This is a genomic window from Bacillus sp. 05T22, from assembly GCF_056396765.1.
The window spans coordinates 15,342-36,189 of record NZ_JBFTMC010000032.1 but is presented as its reverse complement, the minus strand read 5'-3'; the positions used below and the strand labels follow the sequence as shown (position 1 = coordinate 36,189).

21 protein-coding genes and 1 other annotated feature are annotated in these 20,848 nt (G+C 37.2%); of the genes, 16 read left to right on the top strand and 5 right to left on the bottom strand.

From position 1 onward, the window contains the following. Window positions 1–154: 154 nt before the first annotated feature. The 7 genes from argC (at window position 155) to AC1DIT_RS12525 (ending at window position 6,275) form a co-directional block, all read left to right on the top strand. Window positions 155–1,192 (top strand): N-acetyl-gamma-glutamyl-phosphate reductase, encoded by a 1,038-nt coding sequence (gene argC / locus AC1DIT_RS12555; RefSeq protein ID WP_016116218.1) that lies wholly within the window; start codon window positions 155–157, stop codon window positions 1,190–1,192. A 12-nt stretch (window positions 1,193–1,204) separates the two neighbouring features. Continuing rightward, complete coding sequence (gene argJ / locus AC1DIT_RS12550) at window positions 1,205–2,428, top strand: bifunctional glutamate N-acetyltransferase/amino-acid acetyltransferase ArgJ (protein WP_016116217.1); 1,224 nt, start codon at window positions 1,205–1,207, stop codon at window positions 2,426–2,428. Between the two features lie 11 nt (window positions 2,429–2,439). After that, complete coding sequence (argB, locus tag AC1DIT_RS12545) at window positions 2,440–3,207, top strand: acetylglutamate kinase (RefSeq protein WP_016133245.1); 768 nt, start codon at window positions 2,440–2,442, stop codon at window positions 3,205–3,207. After that, the gene (locus AC1DIT_RS12540; RefSeq protein WP_033671447.1) at window positions 3,204–4,364 is read left to right on the top strand and encodes an acetylornithine transaminase; all 1,161 of its coding nucleotides are present in this window, start codon (window positions 3,204–3,206) and stop codon (window positions 4,362–4,364) included. Before argB ends, AC1DIT_RS12540 begins: the two co-directional genes overlap by 4 nt. Before the next feature lie 12 nt (window positions 4,365–4,376). Beyond that, window positions 4,377–5,327: an ornithine carbamoyltransferase gene (argF, locus tag AC1DIT_RS12535; RefSeq protein WP_016133244.1), complete on the top strand. Its 951-nt coding sequence runs from the start codon at window positions 4,377–4,379 to the stop codon at window positions 5,325–5,327. Window positions 5,328–5,494: 167 nt separating this feature from the next. Further along, complete coding sequence (locus tag AC1DIT_RS12530; protein ID WP_003200118.1) at window positions 5,495–6,046, top strand: DUF2062 domain-containing protein; 552 nt, start codon at window positions 5,495–5,497, stop codon at window positions 6,044–6,046. 55 nt (window positions 6,047–6,101) lie between these two features. Beyond that, window positions 6,102–6,275, top strand: coding sequence for a hypothetical protein (locus AC1DIT_RS12525; RefSeq protein ID WP_016116213.1), 174 nt, complete (start codon window positions 6,102–6,104; stop codon window positions 6,273–6,275). 23 nt (window positions 6,276–6,298) lie between these two features. Here AC1DIT_RS12525 and AC1DIT_RS12520 read toward each other — a convergent pair whose 3' ends face one another. Both AC1DIT_RS12520 and AC1DIT_RS12515 read right to left on the bottom strand, forming a co-directional pair. After that, entirely contained in the window at window positions 6,299–6,745 is a 447-nt protein-coding gene (locus tag AC1DIT_RS12520; RefSeq protein WP_016116212.1) for a MarR family winged helix-turn-helix transcriptional regulator, read from the bottom strand. A 72-nt stretch (window positions 6,746–6,817) separates the two neighbouring features. Further along, on the bottom strand, window positions 6,818–7,588 hold the full coding sequence (locus AC1DIT_RS12515; protein ID WP_016116211.1) for a GDSL-type esterase/lipase family protein: 771 nt from the start codon (window positions 7,586–7,588) through the stop codon (window positions 6,818–6,820). A 296-nt stretch (window positions 7,589–7,884) separates the two neighbouring features. On the opposite strand from AC1DIT_RS12515, the gene cpdB reads away from it, so the two are divergent. Continuing rightward, the gene (gene cpdB / locus AC1DIT_RS12510) at window positions 7,885–10,167 is read left to right on the top strand and encodes a bifunctional 2',3'-cyclic-nucleotide 2'-phosphodiesterase/3'-nucleotidase (RefSeq protein WP_016133243.1); all 2,283 of its coding nucleotides are present in this window, start codon (window positions 7,885–7,887) and stop codon (window positions 10,165–10,167) included. A 71-nt stretch (window positions 10,168–10,238) separates the two neighbouring features. On the opposite strand, the gene nhaC is transcribed toward cpdB, so the two are convergent. Continuing rightward, window positions 10,239–11,612: a Na+/H+ antiporter NhaC gene (gene nhaC, locus AC1DIT_RS12505; protein WP_016116209.1), complete on the bottom strand. Its 1,374-nt coding sequence runs from the start codon at window positions 11,610–11,612 to the stop codon at window positions 10,239–10,241. 257 nt (window positions 11,613–11,869) lie between these two features. Further along, window positions 11,870–12,091: a binding site (T-box leader), on the bottom strand. Window positions 12,092–12,235: 144 nt separating this feature from the next. Between nhaC and AC1DIT_RS12500 the strand changes: the two genes are divergently transcribed. From AC1DIT_RS12500 to AC1DIT_RS12465, 8 genes are all read left to right on the top strand, one after another. Beyond that, window positions 12,236–12,592, top strand: coding sequence for a hypothetical protein (locus AC1DIT_RS12500; protein WP_016116208.1), 357 nt, complete (start codon window positions 12,236–12,238; stop codon window positions 12,590–12,592). 113 nt (window positions 12,593–12,705) lie between these two features. Continuing rightward, entirely contained in the window at window positions 12,706–14,103 is a 1,398-nt protein-coding gene (bioA, locus tag AC1DIT_RS12495) for an adenosylmethionine--8-amino-7-oxononanoate transaminase (protein ID WP_098116723.1), read from the top strand. Further along, entirely contained in the window at window positions 14,103–14,831 is a 729-nt protein-coding gene (gene bioD / locus AC1DIT_RS12490; RefSeq protein WP_016116206.1) for a dethiobiotin synthase, read from the top strand. The genes bioA and bioD overlap by 1 nt, the downstream gene beginning before the upstream one ends. Beyond that, complete coding sequence (bioF, locus tag AC1DIT_RS12485) at window positions 14,797–15,984, top strand: 8-amino-7-oxononanoate synthase (RefSeq protein WP_016116205.1); 1,188 nt, start codon at window positions 14,797–14,799, stop codon at window positions 15,982–15,984. Before bioD ends, bioF begins: the two co-directional genes overlap by 35 nt. Continuing rightward, complete coding sequence (locus AC1DIT_RS12480; protein ID WP_016116204.1) at window positions 15,981–16,721, top strand: alpha/beta fold hydrolase; 741 nt, start codon at window positions 15,981–15,983, stop codon at window positions 16,719–16,721. The genes bioF and AC1DIT_RS12480 overlap by 4 nt, the downstream gene beginning before the upstream one ends. Beyond that, window positions 16,687–17,547 carry a malonyl-ACP O-methyltransferase BioC gene (gene bioC / locus AC1DIT_RS12475; RefSeq protein WP_016116203.1) on the top strand — a complete coding sequence of 287 codons (861 nt, stop codon included), beginning with the start codon at window positions 16,687–16,689 and terminating at the stop codon, window positions 17,545–17,547. Before AC1DIT_RS12480 ends, bioC begins: the two co-directional genes overlap by 35 nt. Next, complete coding sequence (gene bioB / locus AC1DIT_RS12470) at window positions 17,501–18,499, top strand: biotin synthase BioB (RefSeq protein ID WP_016116202.1); 999 nt, start codon at window positions 17,501–17,503, stop codon at window positions 18,497–18,499. The genes bioC and bioB overlap by 47 nt, the downstream gene beginning before the upstream one ends. Window positions 18,500–18,796: 297 nt before the next feature. Next, window positions 18,797–19,117 (top strand): hypothetical protein, encoded by a 321-nt coding sequence (locus AC1DIT_RS12465; protein ID WP_016116201.1) that lies wholly within the window; start codon window positions 18,797–18,799, stop codon window positions 19,115–19,117. A 32-nt stretch (window positions 19,118–19,149) separates the two neighbouring features. Here AC1DIT_RS12465 and ribH read toward each other — a convergent pair whose 3' ends face one another. Further along, window positions 19,150–19,611 carry a 6,7-dimethyl-8-ribityllumazine synthase gene (gene ribH, locus AC1DIT_RS12460; protein ID WP_016116200.1) on the bottom strand — a complete coding sequence of 154 codons (462 nt, stop codon included), beginning with the start codon at window positions 19,609–19,611 and terminating at the stop codon, window positions 19,150–19,152. 32 nt (window positions 19,612–19,643) lie between these two features. Next, window positions 19,644–20,837 carry a bifunctional 3,4-dihydroxy-2-butanone-4-phosphate synthase/GTP cyclohydrolase II gene (locus AC1DIT_RS12455; protein WP_016116199.1) on the bottom strand — a complete coding sequence of 398 codons (1,194 nt, stop codon included), beginning with the start codon at window positions 20,835–20,837 and terminating at the stop codon, window positions 19,644–19,646. Between the last annotated feature and the right edge of the window lie 11 nt (window positions 20,838–20,848).

Sequence of the window (20,848 nt, the reverse complement as noted above, 5' to 3'; positions counted from 1 at the left end):
CATCAAAGGTGTATAAAAATTCATGTATAATTATTGTTTTTCTAGAAAAATTACGTTTTTAAAAGTTTTAAAATTAATAAATATTTAATTGACTCTATAAATATACAATATTATAATCATATTTAATTTAAAGAATCGATATAAGGAGGAGCATATGAAAGTCGCGATTATTGGAGCAACTGGATATGGAGGAATTGAGTTAATAAGGTTGTTACATCATCATCCATATTTTTCGATTACATCTGTCCATTCTTTTTCACAAGTAGGGGAACGAATAACAAATGTATATCCGCACTTACAAAATTTTATTGTCCATACGTTACAAGAAATCGACGTGGATGTAATAGCGAAGGAGGCTAGTATTGTATTTTTAGCGACACCGGCAGGGGTTTCGGCGCATATAACGCCACGCTTGCTAGCGTCTGGTTTAAAAGTTATTGATTTATCAGGTGATTTTCGTATGTTGAATCCTTGTACATATGAAACATGGTATAAAAGGCCCGCTGCAAAGGAAGAAATTCTTCAAAAGGCAGTGTATGGATTAAGTGAATGGAAAAAGTTGGCTATTAAGGAAACGGAATTGGTTGCAAATCCAGGATGTTTTGCAACAGCGGCACTACTAGCAGCTGCGCCATTAATGCGGGGCGGGATGATAGAGGAAGACTCACTTATTATCGATGCGAAATCAGGGGTGTCAGGAGCGGGAAAAACACCGACAACAATGACTCATTTTCCAGAGCTGTATGATAATTTCCATATTTATAAAGTGAATGAGCACCAGCATGTTCCAGAGATTGAACAAATGCTTGGTGAGTGGAATAAACAGGCGAAACCAATTACATTTAGTACACATTTAATTCCGATATCGAGAGGGATTATGGTTACTCTCTATGCAAAAGCAAAACGAGATATCCATGCACAGATATTAGAGAAGTTATATGAAGAAACGTATTGTCATGCTCCTTTTGTTCGTATCCGTTCTAAAGGAGAGTTTCCAAGTCCAAAAGAAGTAAGGGGTTCAAATTATTGTGACATTGGAGCGGCTTATGATGAACGAACAGGACGTATTACAGTTGTTTCCGTTATCGACAATATGATGAAAGGAGCAGCTGGGCAAGCAATTCAAAATGCAAACTTATTAGCAGGTCTGGAGGAAACGGCGGGATTACAATATATGCCGCTCTATCCATAAGGGGGAAGAATGATGATTGGAACAGATTCTATTATAAAAGTTGCAAGTGGATCAATTGTAACGCCACAAGGTTTTGCAGCGATTGGTACCCAGGTTGGGTTGAAAAAAGGGAAAAAAGATATGGGAGCAATTGTTTGTGATGTTCCTGCTAATTGCGGAGCTGTTTATACAACAAATCAATTTCAAGCTGCGCCAGTACAAGTTACAAAAGAAAGTATAGCTGTGGAAGGAAAGCTACAAGCAATTGTTGTAAATAGCGGAAATGCAAATGCATGTACAGGTGTACAGGGGTTACAAGATGCGTATGAAATGAAAACGTTGGCTGCGAAACAATTCCAGGTAAAAGAAAATCATGTGGCAGTTGCTTCAACAGGTGTCATTGGAGTTTCTTTACCAATGGAAGCAATTCGTACTGGTATTTCCTATCTCGTACCATCGAAAGAAAAAGAGAAGGCAGCTTCCTTTTATGAAGCGATATTAACAACGGATCTTGTTATAAAGCAATCATGCTATCAGTTTATGATTGAAGGAAAAGAAGTGATGATTGCAGGGGCAGCAAAAGGTTCTGGTATGATTCATCCGAATATGGCAACGATGCTTAGCTTTATTACAACAGATGTAAATATAGAACAAGAAGCACTCCAGCTAGCATTATCACAAGTTACGAATCATACATTTAATCAAATTACTGTGGACGGTGATACATCTACAAATGATATGGTCGTTGTAATGGCAAGTGGGTTATCAGGAACAACTGCTATTCATACGAATCATACGGAGTGGGAGAAGTTTATGTTTGCTTTGCAAAAGGTATGTGAGGACTTAGCGAAGCAAATTGCTAAAGATGGTGAAGGTGCTACTAAGTTAGTTGAAGTAAATGTATACGGAGCACGAACAGTAGAAGAAGGGAATAAGATTGCGAAACAAATTGTTGGCTCAAGTCTTGTGAAAACTGCAATGTATGGTGAAGATGCAAATTGGGGCCGCATTATTAGTGCGATTGGTCAAAGTGGAGTTGTTATTGATCCTATCGCTGTTGATATTGCTGTTCAGTCTATTTCTGTTTTACAAAGCAGCGAGCTACAAGCTTTTTCTCAAGAGGAAATGAAACAAAAATTAAAGGAATCTGAAATTGTTATTGATGCTCATTTGCACCTTGGAGGGGAGAAAGGAAGAGCTTGGGGCTGCGACTTAAGCTATGACTATGTGAAAATAAATGCTTGTTATCGTACGTAAGGAGAGAGAAGATGAGCGAGTATATCGTAGTAAAATGCGGTGGGAGTATGCTAGAACGTTTAGACCATGTGTTTTTTGAATGTATAGAGCAGCTGAAGAAAAAATATCAAGTTATTGTTGTTCATGGCGGTGGACCAGAAATTGATGCAAAGCTAAAGCGATTTAATATTCCAATTGAAAAGAAGAATGGGTTACGTGTGACAACAAAAGAAGTGATGAATGTTGTTCAAATGGTTTTATGCGGAAGCACGAATAAAAAAATGGTGATGAATTTTCAAAAGCATGGCTTGCATGCAATCGGAATCTCTGGTTGTGATGGGAAATTACTTCAAGTTCAGCCTCTTGATGAGGATATTGGATATGTTGGTGAAGTTAGTGGTGTAGAGGCTTCACTATTAAAAGGGTTACTAGATTTGAATTATATTCCGGTTATTGCTCCAATTGGGGTAAGAGGAAACCAGGTTTATAACATAAATGCAGATACAGCCGCAGCTGGAATTGCAGCTACGCTGGGGGCGAAAGAACTTATTTTTATTACGGATGTAGATGGGATATTGTTCGAAGGGAAGTTGTTAACGAAAGCGGATGAAGCTGAGATCCTACGTCTGATAGAAAAAGAAGTTATTACAGGGGGGATGATTCCGAAAGTACAGGCTGCTCTCACCTCAATACAGATGGGAGTCGAGCATATCAGCATTGTAAATGGTACAAAACATTTTGTAGGAACATCAGGGGAGTGGGTTGGAACGACGGTAACAAAAGGGGTGAATATCGTATGAGTAGTCATATATTTCCGACATATGGGAGACGCAGTGTTGAAATTGTTCAAGGAACCGGAACAAAAGTGATAGATGAAAGTGGGGAAAAGTATTTAGATTTTACTTCTGGAATTGCTGTATGTAATTTAGGACATTGTCATCCTGTACTTGTAGAAGCAGTAAAAAAGCAATTACAGGAAATTTGGCATATATCAAATCTTTTTTCGCACAAGGTACAAGAAAAGGTAGCTGAATTGCTAACAGAGGGGCGTGAGTTAGATTACGTGTTTTTTTGTAATAGCGGGGCAGAAGCCAATGAAGCAGCGCTTAAATTAGCGCGGAAGCATACGGGGAAATCTCTTGTTTTAACATTCCAGCAATCTTTCCATGGAAGAACATTTGGAACGATGAGCGCAACGGGGCAAGAGAAAGTAAAAAAGGGATTTGGTCCACTTCTTCCATCTTTTTCACATATTCTCTTTAATGATATAGCCGCGCTCAGGGAGACAATGAATGAAGAAGTAGCTGCAGTTATGGTGGAAGTTGTTCAAGGTGAGGGTGGCGTCTTACCTGCTGATATTTCCTTTTTGCAAGAGATTGAGAAGTTATGTAGACAATATGGTGCTCTTTATATAATCGACGAGGTGCAAACAGGTATGGGAAGAACGGGAACGTTGTTTGCTTATGAACAGACCGGAACATCCCCAGATATCGTTACAGCGGCAAAGGCGCTTGGAAATGGGATCCCGGTTGGGGCAATGCTTGGAAAGAAAGAGCTTATGACTGCTTTTTCAGCGGGGACTCATGGTTCAACATTTGGCGGAAATTACATTGCAATGACAGCAGCAAAAGAAGTACTACAAATTATAAAACAACCTTCATTTTTACAAGAAGTAAAAGAAAAGGGAGAATACTTCCTGCAAAAATTAAAGAAAGAATTACTTGATGTTCAATGGATTACTGATATTCGAGGGAGAGGACTTATGATTGGAGTCGTTTGTAAGTGTGACGTCACATTCATTATAGAACAGTTAGAAAAAGAGGGGCTTCTTGTATTGCAAGCTGGAACGAATGTTTTGCGACTTTTACCACCACTCATTGTAACGAATGAAGAAATAGACGAAGCAGTAAATATGATAAAAAGAGTGATTTGTACACAAAAATCACCAATATTATAAGGGGGAAATTCTATGTCAACTATACAAGTACCGAAATTACAAACGAAAGATCTTTTAACATTAGAAGAACTGACGCAAGAGGAGATAATTGCGCTAATTGAATTTGCAATGTATTTAAAAAAAGAGAAGCATGAACCTTTATTAGAAGGGAAAATATTAGGGTTAATTTTTGATAAACATTCAACTCGTACGCGTGTTTCTTTCGAAGCAGGAATGGTACAACTCGGTGGACATGGAATGTTTCTAAGTGGAAAAGAAATGCAACTTGGCAGAGGAGAAAGTGTTTCAGACACAGCAAAAGTATTATCTCATTATATTGATGGAATTATGATTCGTACATTCTCGCACGCAGATGTAGAGGAGCTTGCGAAAGAAGCAAGTATTCCTGTTATTAATGGATTGACAGATGATCATCATCCGTGTCAGGCATTAGCTGATTTGATGACAATTTATGAAGAAGTTCATACATTTAAAGGGATTAAACTTGCTTACCTAGGGGATGGAAATAATGTATGTAACTCTTTACTGCTAGCAAGTGCAAAAGTCGGTATGCATATGACAGTGGCGACTCCCCCAGGGTATGAACCGAATGAACAAATTGTAAAGCGTGCGCTAGAAATTGCAAATGAGACGGGAGCAAATATTGAAGTTTTGAATGATCCGGAGTTGGCAGTGAAAGGTGCTGACTTTATCTATACCGATGTTTGGATGAGCATGGGGCAAGAAGATACGGAAGGGAAATACCAATTATTTCAACCGTTTCAAGTGAACGAAAAACTTGTTCAGCATGCGAAAGCAACGTATCGCTTCTTACATTGTTTACCCGCTCATCGTGAAGAGGAAGTAACAGGAGAAATTATAGATGGATCGCATTCTGTTGTCTTTGAGCAAGCAGGGAATCGATTGCACGCTCAAAAAGCATTATTGGTAAGTCTGCTTCAAAACATCAAAAAACCTTCCTAATCGGGAAGGTTTTTTTGTTACGAAATGTCTGATGTATATTTGGTGAATGTTCTTTGTATCATTTATAATAAGATGAAGTTAGTATAAGTGAAGTTAAATAGGGTTGTTTGTGTCGTAGTATTAAGTTCATACTACGAAGAGAAAAAACTATTAAAGAGATGATAATTGTGCAAACAGGTAAAAAAACATATTCATTTTTTCAACGTATTTGGAGAGTGCTGAAATTTCATTATTATAAGTTGCTCCGTTCGCCAGAAGGAGCGAAGAAAGTGTCACGTGGATTTGCGATTGGATTTGCTTTAGAAATGTTGGTGATTTATACAGCGTCACTTGTTTATCTTATTTTTTATCCAATTGTACGCTTAGCAAAGGGATCCTTTCCAGCAGCGGTTATTGGTAATATTATCGGAAAAATATCATTTCTTCCGGTAATTTTGTTTCCGTTTGCATATGCATTAGGGAAAACTTTATATCCATTTGAAATAAAGGTAATTCAGCATAAACCATATACAATATCTGATCTTTTCTCGAGTAATATTTTTATTATGTTAAAGAGCTTATTACAGAGTGAAGTATATGTATTAATTGGGATGACAATTTTCGGGGTTGTATTTGGAGTAATATCTTATTTTGTTGTGCATTATTTATATGAAAAGAACCGTAAGTTACGTTTGAAAAAAAGAAAAAAACGCGCGAGAGAACCACTTGTACAAATATAAAGAATGTCACATTCATTTTCCGCCTTGAATATGCTTAAAAAAGGAGGGAGAATGAATGTATTATTACTATGTACCTCAAGCATACTCATATGTGCATTATTATCCTGTTCCTTATACAAGGCAACAGTTTGAAGCATATCAGCAAGCGCAGCCTTCTCCGGAGCAAAAACCATACTTAACAACATGGCCGTATTCAAATGTATATTATGGAAACTATTATGAATCATAAAGCTGCTTCCTTTGGAAGCAGCTTTATACGTTTGTTTTCAAAATTAAATTTTGAATCGTTTGAAGCGAGTGAATGAGTTGTTCACGATCGCTTTCCGATAATGTTTGAAAGTTTTCTTTTAGTTTGTCTAAAATGAATTGTTGATATTGATTTACTAACGATTTCCCTTCTAGTGTTAGAGAAATTAAAATGACTCGTCGATCTTTTTCGCTGTAATGACGCTCTATAAGTTCTTCTTGAATCAATTTATTTAATAGAGGTGTCATGTTGGGCCTTGAAATCGCTAATCGCTTTCCGATTTCTGACACTGCTAATGTGCCACGTTCATGCAATAGCAGTAACACCTGTGTATGTGACGGTGGCATGTGCCTTTGTGAAGAAAACTCTCCAGGAAGCATAAATTTGCGATAAAAAAGAGGCACTAACGAAAGAAGATGATCAACAATACGTTCCCATTCGCGTGATTCCATATAAAGGCCCCCTTCCATTATCATTGTAACAAAAAAAGGTACCGTATAAAAATAGAATTGTTCGTTTTTGTTTTAATATTTGTAGGATAGAACTTGTTTAGTAAACGCGTTGGCAATAATTTCATAACCTTTATCATTTGGATGTACTTGATCGTACAGTAATTCTTTTTTATCATTTGGTATTAATTTTCGAATTGGTAAAACAATGGACGGTTGATTCGCTTTTGAAATTGAGTAAACCGCATCATTCCAGCCATCTAAAAACATATCTGCATAAGAAGCAATTGAATCATCGAGTTGTAGAGGGTTATAGAGCTCAGATAGAATGAGTAAAGCATTTGGGTTGAGAGTCCGAACTGTCTTTACAATGTTTTTTACGTCTTCTTCAAAATGAGTTTTTTCTTTATTTAACATTTTAATACCATCTATAACACCTACATCACGATTTAAACGGAATAAATTATTTCCTCCAATATTAATGGTAATTATATTTGCTTCTTTAATTTTTTGCTGCACTTCTTCTGCCTGAATTTTTTGAACGAGACGATCTGTTGTAAGTCCGTTCACTCCAAGGTTTTCTACTCTAATCGGTTTGTGAATTTGTTCCTCTATTTGCTTGGAAGCTAATTCGGCAAACCCTCCTTGTGTCGAGCCATATCCCTTTGCAAGCGAATCTCCTAACACAAGATGATAAAAAGAGTCATTTGTTTGTTTATCAATCCAATGAGAAGTAGATGATACTGATTTTTCTTTTTGTTTTGTTGTCTCATCGTTCTTTTCAAAATGCGAATAAGAAATGATTAGAAGGAGGAGACAAACAATAATTAAGATGACTTTTTTCATAAATTCATCCTCCTTGTAATTGGTAATTGTATCATATTCAACGGTATAAGCAATGGAAGGGCTTATTATATCTTTATGGAAATTTTACAATAGCTTTACAGAAAATTTGTAGAAGTATGTCAAAAAATATTGACGATATGAAAGTAAGTTAGATATGATAATGTCAGATAAATGAATATACGTCACTCTAATATGAGGAAAGAAGAGAATAAAGGTAGAGAGAATACCTTATTAGAGTTTGATGAAAAACTCATTTTATTGTTTTTTTAGGGACAATTTAATAAGGGGGATTTTTTGTGAAGAAATCAAAGAAAGCGCTAGCAGGAGCGACGCTTGCATTAGGTGTTATCGCACCACAAGTATTGCCGACAATTGCTCATGCAGAGGAACAAACAGGGGAGAGTACAGTTAAATTACGAATCTTGGAAACTTCTGATATTCATGTTAACTTAATGAACTACGACTATTATCAAACGAAAACGGATAATAAAGTGGGCTTAGTTCAAACTGCGACGCTTGTAAATGAGGAACGTGCAAAAGCGAAAAACTCTGTGCTATTTGATGATGGGGATGCCCTACAAGGAACGCCGCTAGGGGATTATGTAGCACAAAAAGGCTTAGATGGAGAGTATGTCCATCCTCTATATCGTTTAATGAATTTAATGAAGTATGACGTCATTTCTCTTGGAAACCATGAATTTAACTACGGTTTGGACTATTTAAAGAAGGCGATTAGTAAAACACAGTTCCCAGTAATTAATTCAAATGTGTATCTAGACGATCATGATAATGATGAAACGAACGATAAACACGCCTTTAAACCGTACCATATTTTTGAAAAAGAAGTAGAAGATGAATCTGGTCAAAAGCAAAAAGTGAAAATCGGTGTAATGGGCTTTGTACCACCACAAGTTATGGGCTGGGATAAAGCGAATTTAGAAGGAAAAGTAAAAGCGAAAGATATTGTACAAACAGCGAACAAAATGAAAGAGCAGATGAAAGCAGAAGATGCAGATATCATTGTTGCATTAGCTCACTCTGGTGTCGATAAAAGTGGTTACCATGATGGGATGGAAAATGCATCATATTATTTAGCGACAGAAGTTCCCGGCGTTGATGCAGTATTAATGGGACACTCCCATACGGTAGTAACGGACAAGTTTAACGGTGTTCCAGTTGTAATGCCTGGTGTTTTCGGAAGTAATCTAGGTATCATTGATATGGAACTGAAAAAAGTAAATGGCAAGTGGGAAGTACAAAAAGATAAATCGGTTCCAAGCGTTCGTCCAATTTCTGATAGTAAAGGAAATGCATTAGTAGCATCTGATAAGAATTTAGTTAATGAAATAAAAGACGATCACGAAGCGACGATTAAATATGTAAATACACCTGTCGGTACAACGACAGCACCAATTAATAGTTATTTTTCACTTGTGCAAGATGATCCATCTGTACAGCTTGTTACGAATGCCCAAAAATGGTATGTAGAAAAGCTATTTGCAGAAAATGGACAGTACAGAGAATATAAAGGAATCCCAGTTTTATCAGCAGGTGCACCTTTTAAAGCAGGCGGCCGAAATGGTGCAACTTATTATACTGATATTCCAGCAGGGACTTTAGCGATTAAAAACGTTGCTGATTTATATGTATATCCAAATACTCTATATGCTGTAAAAGTAAATGGTGCACAAGTAAAAGAATGGCTTGAAATGTCTGCAGGTCAGTTCAATCAAATTGATCCAGCTAAAGCAGAAGAACAGTCGTTAGTAAATGTAAACTACCCTACATATAACTTTGATATTTTAGATGGCGTAAAATACGAAATTGATGTGACACAACCAGCAAAATATGATAAAGATGGAAAAGTAGTAAATCCAAATGCGAATCGTATTGTGAACGTATCATATGATGGGAAACCGATAGCTGATAATCAAGAGTTTATTGTTGCTACAAATAACTATCGTGGCAGCAGTCAAACATTCCCTGGTGTAAGTAAAGGTGAAGTTGTATATCAATCTCAAGATGAAACGCGTCAAATCATTACGAAATATATGAAAGAAACACCAGTTATTAACCCGGCAGCAGATCAAAACTGGACATTTAAGTCAATTGTTGCTGAAAAATTAAATACTACATTTGACTCTTCACCAAATGCGCAAAAGTACATTACAAAGGATGGGAAAATCTCTTATGTTGGTCCATCTGAAAATGAGTTTGCGAAATATGCAATTGATTTAACGAAAAAGAACGATGGAGACAAACCAACCACGCCACCAACGACAGGTGAAGGGAATGATGGAGACAAACCAACCACACCGCCAACACCAGGTGAGGAGAACAACGGTGGTAACCCAACAACACCAGGCGGAGAAAACAATGGAGATCCCCAAACAAATCCTGACAATGGAAATAAAGATACGAAAGAACCTACAAATGTAAGTGAAGATAAAGAAACAAACGAAGTAGATCGTGATTTACCAAAAACGGGAGCGAGTGTCTTCTCTACAATTGGAGCGGGACTTGCGTTTGTTGGAGCAGGCGTGTTTATGTTATTTAGACGAAAAAAAGTAAACAGGTAATATCACAAATAGAGGAATAAAGAAAAAAGGGGGTTACTGATAGCGGTAACCCCTTTTTCTTTATACTTCATTTAAGAAACTGTAACAGGCTTTTCTTTCTGCCAGGAAAGACCAAATCCTGTAAATCCAACGATGATTGTAACAATCGGACAAGCTAAGCAGAAGATTGAGTATGGAACGTAATCAAATGTTGGAACACTTAGTACATTTGCTAAGAAGACACCACTTACACCCCACGGAACAAGAGGGTTAATAACTGTGCCCGCATCCTCTAATACTCGTGATAAGTTACGACGCTTTAAACCGACTTCATCGTATTTTTTAGCAAATGCTTGTCCTGTTAAAACGATAGATAAGTATTGCTCACCAAGCAAGAAGTTAACGCCAATTGCTGTTGAAGCAGTAGAAATAATTAAACGTGTACTTGTCTTAACAAAATTAGCAATAATGTTCATAAGCTGAGTAATAATGCCCATTCCTTGTAGTAACCCACCCATAGAAAGAGCAAGAAAAATAAGTGCAATTGACATAAGCATACTTTGTAATCCGCCGCGTGATAATAAGCTATCAATATCTTTTATACCCGTCTTAGCAACATAGCCATCTTGCATAATTTTCATTAAATCAGTAAGTGATGTACTTGGCTTGAAAATAAAGAGGATGATAATTCCAGCTACAATTCCAGCAAGTAAAGTTGGAACAGCTGGTACTTTTTTAAATGCGCATAAGAATAGTAATAGAATTGGAATAAGTGTGACAATTGAAATGATTGTATTCTTTTCTAATGCATTTGTAAAAGTAGAGAAATCAACATCTCCTGAAGACCCGCTTCCTAAAATGAAGAAAGCAATAAAGGCAATAATGAAAGCAGGAATTGTTGTCCAAAGCATGTTACGAATATGTTCAAATAGATCCACCCCTGTTACAGCAGGAGCTAAGTTTGTTGTATCAGATAAAGGAGACATCTTATCTCCAAAGAAAGCTCCAGAAACAATTGCACCGGCAATAAGTGCTGGATCGTATCCAAGAGCAGTTCCCATTCCCATAAAGGCAAGCCCTACTGTTGCTGCTGTTGTAAAGGCGCTGCCGATACTTGTTCCGACAATTGCACAAACAACAAAGACTGTCGGGATGAAAATCTTTGGTGATACAAGCCCGAATCCGTATACCATTAATGTTGGAATTGTCCCAGCAGCGATCCAAACGCTAATTAATACACCGACAAGTAAGAAAATGAAAATGGATGGAATACCAGCTGAAATACTACTTATCATTCCTTTTTCCATAGTAGACCAAGAGATTTTTTTAATAAAGCCAAATGCTAATAATACAATAATGCCAAATAAAATTGGAATGTGTGGTGATGTTCCTAATTGAATAACGCTAAAGCCAATACAGAAAAAGATGAAAAATGTTAAAAGAATAGATTCGATTTTTGAAACCATTGTTTGCCCCTCCTAATAATCTAAAATAGTTCTTTTTTATATAAAATTCGCCAATATTGTATATTTCCTTCTAAAATTTAGAATTTTGCGACAAATTACCGGTAATTGTTTAGCATCATAAAAAAACGTCCCTGCATATAAATATGCAGGGACGAAAAGAATCGCGGTACCACCCTAGCTTGTGAAATGAACGTAGCACAAAATAAAGGGTCGTATAATATGCACCAACAGAAAATAAAAAACGCCCCTGCAGTATATGCAGGGACGAAAAAAATCGCGGTACCACCCTAAATTGTGAAACAGTTTCATTTCACCACTCTGTAGAAATAACGGTCCATAACCGTCTTTCACTACTCCAAACGTTTCGTAAAAGAAGCTCCAGGGGGTAATTCATAATTCGCTCTGTACTGGTTCGCACCGACCACCAGCTCTCTGAAATCAGGAAACGAAATACTACTAAATCCTATCATCGCCGATTCATATGATGTTAGTTAAATTTTTATCATATATTTATCTAATATGTCAATACATATATTTATTATTTTTTTCAAGAAAATAACGAGAGAATGTTTTTTTAAGTTCTTATTTGTGCGTTATAATGAAAATAGAAAGGAGGGGAATGAATGAAGAAAAAATTATTTCTTTTGACAACCTTACTTGTTCTTGGTGGAGGTGCTGGAATTTATACAGTATTTGCGGCATCACCAGATCAACCGAAATTAAAGGTTGAGCAAAAAGTAGAAACAAAGGAATTAGAGAAAGTCAAAGAAGAAAAGAATAGAGAGAAAACAGCTGCTAAATTAGGTGTTTCTCTTGAAGGAAAAACAGAAAAAGAAATTCAAAAAGAGTTAAATACAGCAAGGTTTGAAAAGCGTCATGAGCTGCTTATAGAACATGCAAAACAACTTGGAATTGATACTGATGGGAAAAAAGACGAAGAGATTATTTTGGAAATCGGAAAGATTCAGCATGGAAAATAAAACGACTTATCTTATGATAAGTCGTTCTTTTTTAAGAACATTTACCTTTTAAAATAATTGACAGTATTTTAATTTTAATGTTAACTATATTTATATAAAAGTTAACATTAGGGGTGACAATTGTGACTGTTAGTAGCAATACAAGTAAAAGAACAACCTATACATATGAAGAGTTGGCTGAGAAAAATAAAGCATACGTATGGCATCCATTTACGCAAATGAAGGACTATTTAGCGGAAGATCCAGTTATTATTGAGCGAGGAGAAGGCCGTAAATTATATGACGTAAATGGAAATGGTTATTGGGATGGCGTTTCATCCATTTGGCTTAATGTTCATGGGCATCATGTTCCTGAATTAGATAATGCAATTCGTGAACAATTAAATAAAGTCGCGCATTCTACTATGCTAGGACTTGCCAATGTGCCATCGATTTTACTTGCAGAAAAGATCATTGAAGTTGTTCCGGAAGGTTTGAAAAAAGTATTCTATTCAGATTCTGGTTCTACAGCTGTTGAAATTGCAATTAAGATGGCTTTTCAATATTGGCAGCATAAAGGAAAATCTAAAAAACAAAAGTTTATTACATTAAAAGAAGCGTATCACGGAGATACAATTGGAGCTGTTTCAGTAGGAGCAATTGACTTGTTTCACCAAGTGTACAGTTCGCTCTTATTTGACGCGATAAAAATGCCATATCCATATACATATCGTTCTCCTTATGGGGATGACAAAGAACAAATTGTTCAAAAACATTTGGAAGAAATGGAAGAGTTGTTAAAAGAAAAACATGATGAGGTTGCAGCGATTATTGTAGAGCCGTTAATGCAAGGTGCAGGCGGTATGATTACAATGCCGAAAGGATATTTAAAAGGTCTTCGAGATCTTTGTACAACATATAATGTTTTATTTATTACAGATGAGGTGGCGACGGGGTTTGGTCGTACTGGAAAAATGTTTGCTTGTGAACATGAAAATGTTACACCGGATATTTTAACAGCTGGAAAAGGCTTAACCGGTGGGTATTTACCGTTGGCTATTACTGTGACAACAGATGAAATTTATGATGCTTTTTTAGGTAGCTATGAAGAGCAGAAAACATTTTTCCATGGTCATAGTTATACCGGCAATCCATTAGGTTGCGCAGTTGCAATTGCTAATTTAGAACTTTATGAAAAAACAAATCTAGTAAAAGATGTTGCATACAAAGCAGAATATGTAGGGAAACAATTGGAAGCACTTTATGAATACAAACGTGTTGGAGATATTCGTCAGTGTGGATTGATGGTAGGAATTGAACTTGTAAAAAATAAAGAAACGAAAGAGCCGTTTGAGTGGACGGAGCGAGTAGGCGTGGAAGTGTGTAAGCGATCAAGAGAACTAGGAATGATTTTACGCCCACTTGGTAACACTATTGTATTTATGCCACCGTTAGCATCTCAGATAGATGAGATTGATGAAATGCTGAACATCTTATATCAAGCAATTGCAGATGTTACGGAGGGAGAATAATGAGCGGCTTTTTTATAACTGCAACGGATACGGAAGTTGGAAAAACAGTTGTTACAGGTGCATTAGCAGGAGTGCTTAGAAATCGTGGATATAACATAGGGGTATATAAACCATTGCAAAGTGGTCATATCGATTCGAACCCAGAAGGTGATGCAGCTAGATTGAAGGTTGCATCAGGAGTAATAACAGAGACGAATAGAATTTGTCCTTATTCTATTGAAGAACCTCTTGCGCCAAGACTGGCAATGCAGCGGGCAGGAAGAAATGTGACACTAGCACAAATTACCGCTCATTATAATGAGTTAATGACAGAGTTTGATAGTTTGTTTGTAGAAGGTGCAGGTGGTCTTGCTGTTCCGTATACGGAAGATGCGTTAGTGGTTGATTTTGCAAAGGAATTAAAACTACCACTTATTATTGTCGCGCGTCCGGCGTTAGGTACTGTGAATCATACCGTTTTAACGATTTCGTATGCGAAAGCCCATGGTTTAACAGTTGCGGGTGTTATTTTATCCGGCTGTAAGGAATGTGAGAAGGAACGTGTGCAAGAGAATAAAGAAATGATTGAGGAGTTAAGTGGTATTCCGGTTTTGGGTTTACTACCAGAGCTTCAAGAAGGGTTTACGCGTGAAGAATTATTGAGAGCAGCAGAAGAGAATATTACGATTTCAAATTTAGAGGAGTTCGTCAAACATGGATCAAACGTGGAATCTACACTTTCACTCTAGTTTAAATCGTTTGAAAGAGAAATCACAATATCGACATGTAGTTATGACTGAGCAAGCTGAAGAACCATGGCTTATTAGGAATGGAAAACGTATGTTGAATTTAGCTTCGAATAACTATCTAGGCTTGGCGGGAGATAGACGATTAAAAGAAGCGTCTATTGTAGCGACAAAGGAATATGGAGTAGGAGCGACAGCATCACGACTTGTTGTAGGAAATTATGCACTATATGAAGAGGTCGAACAGAGTGTTTGTGATTGGAAAGAAACTGAAAAAGCAATCATTGTGAACAGTGGATATTCAGCAAATGTCGGGGCAATCTCTTCTTTAGTTGGGCGTCACGACATTGTTTTTAGCGATAAGTTAAATCATGCCAGCATTGTTGATGGGATTATGCTTAGCGGTGCAGAACATAAAAGATATCGACATAATAATTTGGAACATCTGGAAAAATTATTACAAATGACACCTGTCGCAAAGCGAAAGTTAATCGTAACAGACACGGTTTTCAGCATGGATGGAGATGTTGCTCATCTAAAAGAGTTGATTATGCTGAAAGAAAAATACGGAGCGTTATTGATGGTGGATGAAGCACATGCAGGTGGAATATATGGAAGGCATGGTGCTGGTTTAGCGCATGTAGAGCAGGGACTTTCTGAAGGAATCGACATTCATATGGGAACGTTTAGTAAAGCGCTAGGATGTTATGGTGCTTATTTAGCGGGCGATGCACCTTGCATTGATTATATGAAAAATACGATGAGGAGTTTCATTTTTACAACAGCATTACCGCCAGGGACACTTGGCGCAATGAAATGTGCAATTGAAATTGTGAAGAAAGATGAGGGAAGACGGCAGCGGCTCTTAGAAAATGGAGCTTATTTCCGCAATGCTTTAGAAGAAGTTGGTTTCAATATTGGTGATAGTTCAACACATATAGTACCAATTATTGTGGCGTCGAATGAAGCTACGCTACATTTTAGTGAAAAACTGCAGGAGGCAGGAATTGCTGCAATTGCTATCAGGCCACCAACTGTTCCATATAATAGTTCGCGAATTCGATTCGCAGTTACATCTGAACATACAAAAGCTGACTTACAATGGGCTATTGAGCAAATCATTCGAATTGGTAAAGAAGAGGGGGGAATGAGATGAAACAGCCCGAGCTTATTTTCATTCCTGGATGGGGGATGGAAAAACAAGTATGGGATCCATTACTTCCATATTTTCAGGAATATTCTGTCTGGCATGTTGAATGGCGTGGTGTAAAAGAACTTAGTGAGTTTGCAGAACGAGTAGCAGAAGCTGCAAGAGGGCAGGATGTGATTTTGATTGGRTGGTCACTTGGTGCATTAGCTGCCCTTCGAGCATGTGATAGAGTGCGGGTAAAAGGGTTGATTTTAATAGGTGGTACAGCAAAATTTACAGTGGATGAAAATTACGAGAGTGGATGGAAACTTCCTTTTGTAGAGCGGATGAAAAGAAGTTTAGTGAAGCGAAAGGACGACACATTGGAGCGTTTCTATAAAAGTATGTTTACAAAACAAGAGATAAAAGATAGTGAACAATTTGAAGACATTGCAGAGCGTTTTCAAGGTGATTCCATTGAATCTTTACAGCTGGGACTTGATTATTTAATAGAGATGGATATGAGAAGTCAGTTAAAGTATGTAAAGATGCCGGTATTGCTTCTTCATGGAGAACAGGATGCGATATGTCCACTATCTGCTGCTCGCTATATACAAGAAAATACGAATGGGGCGCTTAAAGTAATAAATGGAGCTGGGCATGCACTTTGTGTAACAGATTCCGAATATTGCGCAAATGAAATCATCCAGTTTGTAGAGGTGATACAAAATGATCAACAAAACGTTATTACAAAAACGATTTAATGGGGCAGCTGTATCCTATGATCAATATGCAAGTGTACAAAAAAAGATGGCGCAACAATTACTTTCTATAATGAAAAGACACTATCACAAGATGTCGTCCATCCGTATTTTAGAACTCGGATGTGGCACAGGCTATTTGACTGAGCAATTAGCTGTTTCCTTTCCAAATGCAGCAATTACTGCAATTGATTTTGCTGAAAGTATGATTGCTGTTGCGAAAACGAGAAATCACGTGGAATCTGTGACATTTCGGTGTGAAGATATTGAATATCTTACATTAAGTGAGTCATTTGATGTCATTATTTCAAGTGCAACATTTCAATGGCTAAACGATTTGCAAACAACGGTGAAACGTTTATATCATCATCATTTATTTGAGGATGGCTTGTTGTTATTTTCAACATTTGGAGAGCAAACATTTCAAGAACTTCATACGGCATTTCAAAGTGCTAAAGAAGAAAGGAATATGCAAAATGATGCATCTGTTGGACAATATTTTTTAACGAGAGAACAGCTGCAAGATGTATGTGAAAGTGTAACAGGAGATGTACATGTTTCTGAAACATGTTACATAGAGAAGTTTGCTGCAGTTCGTGAGTTTCTGCAATCGATTCGGAAAGTAGGCGCGACGAATAGCAATGCGGAATCTTACTGTCAAAGCCCTTCTATCTTTCGAACTATGCTCCGCATATACGAAAAAGATTTCACGGAAGAAGGGGAAATTGTAGCAACGTACCATGCTTTATTTGCGTATATTGAAAAAGAGGGGAAGAGAAGAAATGAAACAAGTACAAACAAAAGTAGATTGGAAGCAAATTGCATCTGAAGTAGTAGAGGGCAGAAGTATAACGAAAGAAGAAGCGATAGCTATTTTAGAAGCAGATGATACAGAAGTATTAGACATTATGAATGCAGCTTATATCATACGTCATCATCATTTTGGTAAAAAAGTAAAATTAAATATGATTATTAATACGAAATCTGGATTATGCCCAGAAGATTGTGGGTATTGCTCACAGTCTATCGTTTCAGAGGCACCAATCGATAAGTATGCATGGTTAACACAGGAAAAAATTATTGAAGGTGCACACGAAGCAATTCGCCGTAAAGCGGGTACATACTGTATTGTTGCATCTGGTCGTCGTCCAACTGATAAAGAAGTAAATCATGTTATCGGTGCAGTGAAAGAAATCCGTGAAACAACGGATTTAAAAATTTGCTGCTGCTTAGGTTTTTTAAATGAGGATCAAGCAGGACGCTTAGCAGAAGCAGGTGTTCACCGTTATAACCATAACTTAAATACACATGCAAACAATTATGATAGCATTTGCTCAACACATACGTATGATGATCGTGTAGATACAGTAGAAAAAGCAAAGCAAGTGGGTATTTCCCCATGTTCTGGTGCGATTTTTGGAATGGGGGAAACGAAAGAGCAGCGCGTTGAAATTGCGCTTGAATTACACCGTATAGATGCGGATTCTATTCCATGTAACTTCCTTGTTGCTGTAAAAGGAACACCGCTTGAAGGACAGAAAGAATTAACACCAGTAGAATGTTTAAAAGTACTAGCGATGATGCGATTTGTCAATCCATCAAAAGAAATTCGAATTTCCGGTGGCCGCGAAATTAATTTGCGCTCTGTGCAGCCGCTTGGCTTATTCGCAGCGAATTCAATCTTTGTTGGTGATTATTTAACAACAGAGGGGCAAGAGCCAACAGCAGATTGGAATATGATTGAAGATTTAGGGTTTGAGATTGAGGAATGTGCGCTGTGAAAATGAGGGGGAAAGCTCCTTTGTAGATTAGAATAATCGAATAAAGTTTATACAAAACAGCCATTTTTTCATGCAAGTTTTGAACGATGTTACTTAATTAAGCGATGGATAAAAATTGATTGTAGCTTTATGAATGTAGTCTTTCGTGAAATTTTATTGTAAATAAAATGTAATAAAGTACCTTCAAGCCTTCGGATAAGCGGATTTTAGTGAAAAAAATTAATTGTGTGGACGAATTTTCCATCCTGTAATTGTACATAGTAAAGGTGTAATTTATCTCGGGTTGGAGGATTTCACATGCACAAATATATATTAGCTATTATGACTTTTCTTATTTTATTAAAGGCAATAAGTACTGACCCTGTTAAGGCAGCTGGAAATCCGGAACAGAAAGAAATGCAGCAAAGAATCGAACAGCATTTTCGAACAAAAGCTGAGCATTTTGGTATTGAAACTGAAGGGAAAGATCTAAAAGAAGTAAGAAAAGAGCTACATATTGTAGAGGAAGAAAAGAAGCGAGAAAATGTCTGGAAAACAGCTCAAAATCTTCGTATTAAGACAGAAGGAAAAACGATGGCTGAATTGATAAAAGATGTGCGGAAAAAAGTGGAAAAATAAATAGAAGAAAAAAGAGGCGAAAGCCTCTTTTTTTATGCCCATTGTTTTGATAAATGAGCCATTTCAATAGCAGCAACTGCGGATTCATATCCTTTGTTGCCAGCTTTTGTGCCAGCACGTTCAATTGCTTGTTCAATTGTTTCAGTCGTTAATACGCCGAAAATAACTGGAATGTCTGTTTGTAATGATAAAGAGGCAACACCTTTTGCAACTTCATTACAAACATAATCATAATGAGTTGTAGCACCGCGAATGACTGTACCTAGTGTAATGACAGCATCGTATTTGCCGCTGTTTGCCATTTTCTTTGCAATTAATGGGATTTCAAATGCGCCTGGAACCCATGCAACATCAATATCATTTTCTTGTACACCATGTCGTTTTAAACCGTCTAGTGCACCGCCTAGTAGTTTGCTCGTAATAAATTCATTGAAACGTCCAACAACAATCCCTACTTTTAATCCTGTACCAACTAAATGACCTTCGAATACCATAATATATCTCTCCTTTAATTATAATTAATAGATTATAAGTTTAATAGGTGACCTAATTTTTCTACCTTTGTTTGTAAATATGTTTTGTTTTCTTCTTTTGTTGGCATTTGCAATGGTACGCGTTCGACAACTTCTAAATCATAACCTTGCAAACCTGCGATTTTTCTTGGATTATTCGTTAATAAACGCAATTGCTGTAACCCTAGATCTTTTAAGATTTGGGCACCAATGCCGTAATCGCGAAGATCGGCAGGAAATCCTAGTTTTTCATTTGCCTCAACAGTATCTAATCCTTCTTCTTGTAATTTGTATGCACGGAGCTTATTCAGCAAGCCAATCCCGCGGCCTTCTTGGCGCATATAAAGAAGAACACCTTTTCCTTCTCGTTCAATTTGAGAAAGAGCAGCATGAAGCTGTGGACCACAGTCACAGCGGCATGAACCGAAAACATCGCCAGTTAAACATTCAGAATGCACACGAACGAGAACAGGTTCACCAGTAGAAATGTCTCCTTTTACGAGAGCGATATGTTCTTTCTGATCCAGTGAGTTGGAATAACCGATTGCATGAAATGTACCGAAATCTGTCGGTAATGTAATTTCAATCTCCCTTGTTACAAGTGTTTCATGATGGCGGCGATAGGCGATTAAATCTTCAATTGTAATCATTTTTATATTAAATTGTTTTGCAACTTGTACTAAATCAGGAACACGTGCCATCGTGCCGTCTTCTTTTATAATTTCACAAATAACTCCAGCTGGTTCTGCGCCACATAATTTTGCTAAATCAACAGCTGCCTCTGTATGCCCAGCGCGGCGCAGGACTCCACCTTCTTTGGCGATTAAAGGAAAGATATGACCCGGACGATTAAAATCTGTTCCTTTTGAATCCGGATTTAATAATTCGCGCACAGTCGTTGCACGTTCGTAAGCACTAATACCTGTTGTTGTAGAAATATGGTCAACGCTTACTGTAAACGCAGTATGATGAGAATCTGTATTATGAGAAACCATAGGCTCTAACTGTAAGCGTTCCGCATATTGTTCTGTAATCGGTACACAGACAAGGCCACGGCCATGTGTAATCATAAAATTAATTGTTTCTGGTGTAATGTTCTCTGCTAAAGCGATGAAATCTCCTTCGTTTTCACGGCTTTCATCATCACATACGATGACGACTTTTCCTTGTTTTAAATCTTCTAGTGCTTCTTCAATACGATGAAACATTGTGCTTCCTC

What these genes read in the sequence shown, in the direction of transcription:
- argJ (WP_016116217.1), top strand. Translation starts at nt 1,205, where the DNA reads ATGATTGGAACAGATTCTATTATAAAAGTTGCAAGTGGATCAATTGTA.
- AC1DIT_RS12515 (WP_016116211.1), bottom strand. Translation starts at nt 7,588, where the DNA reads ATGAAAAAAGTCATCTTAATTATTGTTTGTCTCCTCCTTCTAATCATT.
- argB (WP_016133245.1), top strand. Translation starts at nt 2,440, where the DNA reads ATGAGCGAGTATATCGTAGTAAAATGCGGTGGGAGTATGCTAGAACGT.
- bioD (WP_016116206.1), top strand. Translation starts at nt 14,103, where the DNA reads ATGAGCGGCTTTTTTATAACTGCAACGGATACGGAAGTTGGAAAAACA.
- ribH (WP_016116200.1), bottom strand. Translation starts at nt 19,611, where the DNA reads ATGGTATTCGAAGGTCATTTAGTTGGTACAGGATTAAAAGTAGGGATT.
- AC1DIT_RS12525 (WP_016116213.1), top strand. Translation starts at nt 6,102, where the DNA reads ATGTATTATTACTATGTACCTCAAGCATACTCATATGTGCATTATTAT.
- AC1DIT_RS12540 (WP_033671447.1), top strand. Translation starts at nt 3,204, where the DNA reads ATGAGTAGTCATATATTTCCGACATATGGGAGACGCAGTGTTGAAATT.
- argF (WP_016133244.1), top strand. Translation starts at nt 4,377, where the DNA reads ATGTCAACTATACAAGTACCGAAATTACAAACGAAAGATCTTTTAACA.
- bioC (WP_016116203.1), top strand. Translation starts at nt 16,687, where the DNA reads ATGATCAACAAAACGTTATTACAAAAACGATTTAATGGGGCAGCTGTA.
- AC1DIT_RS12520 (WP_016116212.1), bottom strand. Translation starts at nt 6,745, where the DNA reads ATGGAATCACGCGAATGGGAACGTATTGTTGATCATCTTCTTTCGTTA.
- argC (WP_016116218.1), top strand. Translation starts at nt 155, where the DNA reads ATGAAAGTCGCGATTATTGGAGCAACTGGATATGGAGGAATTGAGTTA.
- bioF (WP_016116205.1), top strand. Translation starts at nt 14,797, where the DNA reads ATGGATCAAACGTGGAATCTACACTTTCACTCTAGTTTAAATCGTTTG.
- AC1DIT_RS12500 (WP_016116208.1), top strand. Translation starts at nt 12,236, where the DNA reads ATGAAGAAAAAATTATTTCTTTTGACAACCTTACTTGTTCTTGGTGGA.
- AC1DIT_RS12465 (WP_016116201.1), top strand. Translation starts at nt 18,797, where the DNA reads ATGCACAAATATATATTAGCTATTATGACTTTTCTTATTTTATTAAAG.
- AC1DIT_RS12455 (WP_016116199.1), bottom strand. Translation starts at nt 20,837, where the DNA reads ATGTTTCATCGTATTGAAGAAGCACTAGAAGATTTAAAACAAGGAAAA.
- bioB (WP_016116202.1), top strand. Translation starts at nt 17,501, where the DNA reads ATGAAACAAGTACAAACAAAAGTAGATTGGAAGCAAATTGCATCTGAA.
- nhaC (WP_016116209.1), bottom strand. Translation starts at nt 11,612, where the DNA reads ATGGTTTCAAAAATCGAATCTATTCTTTTAACATTTTTCATCTTTTTC.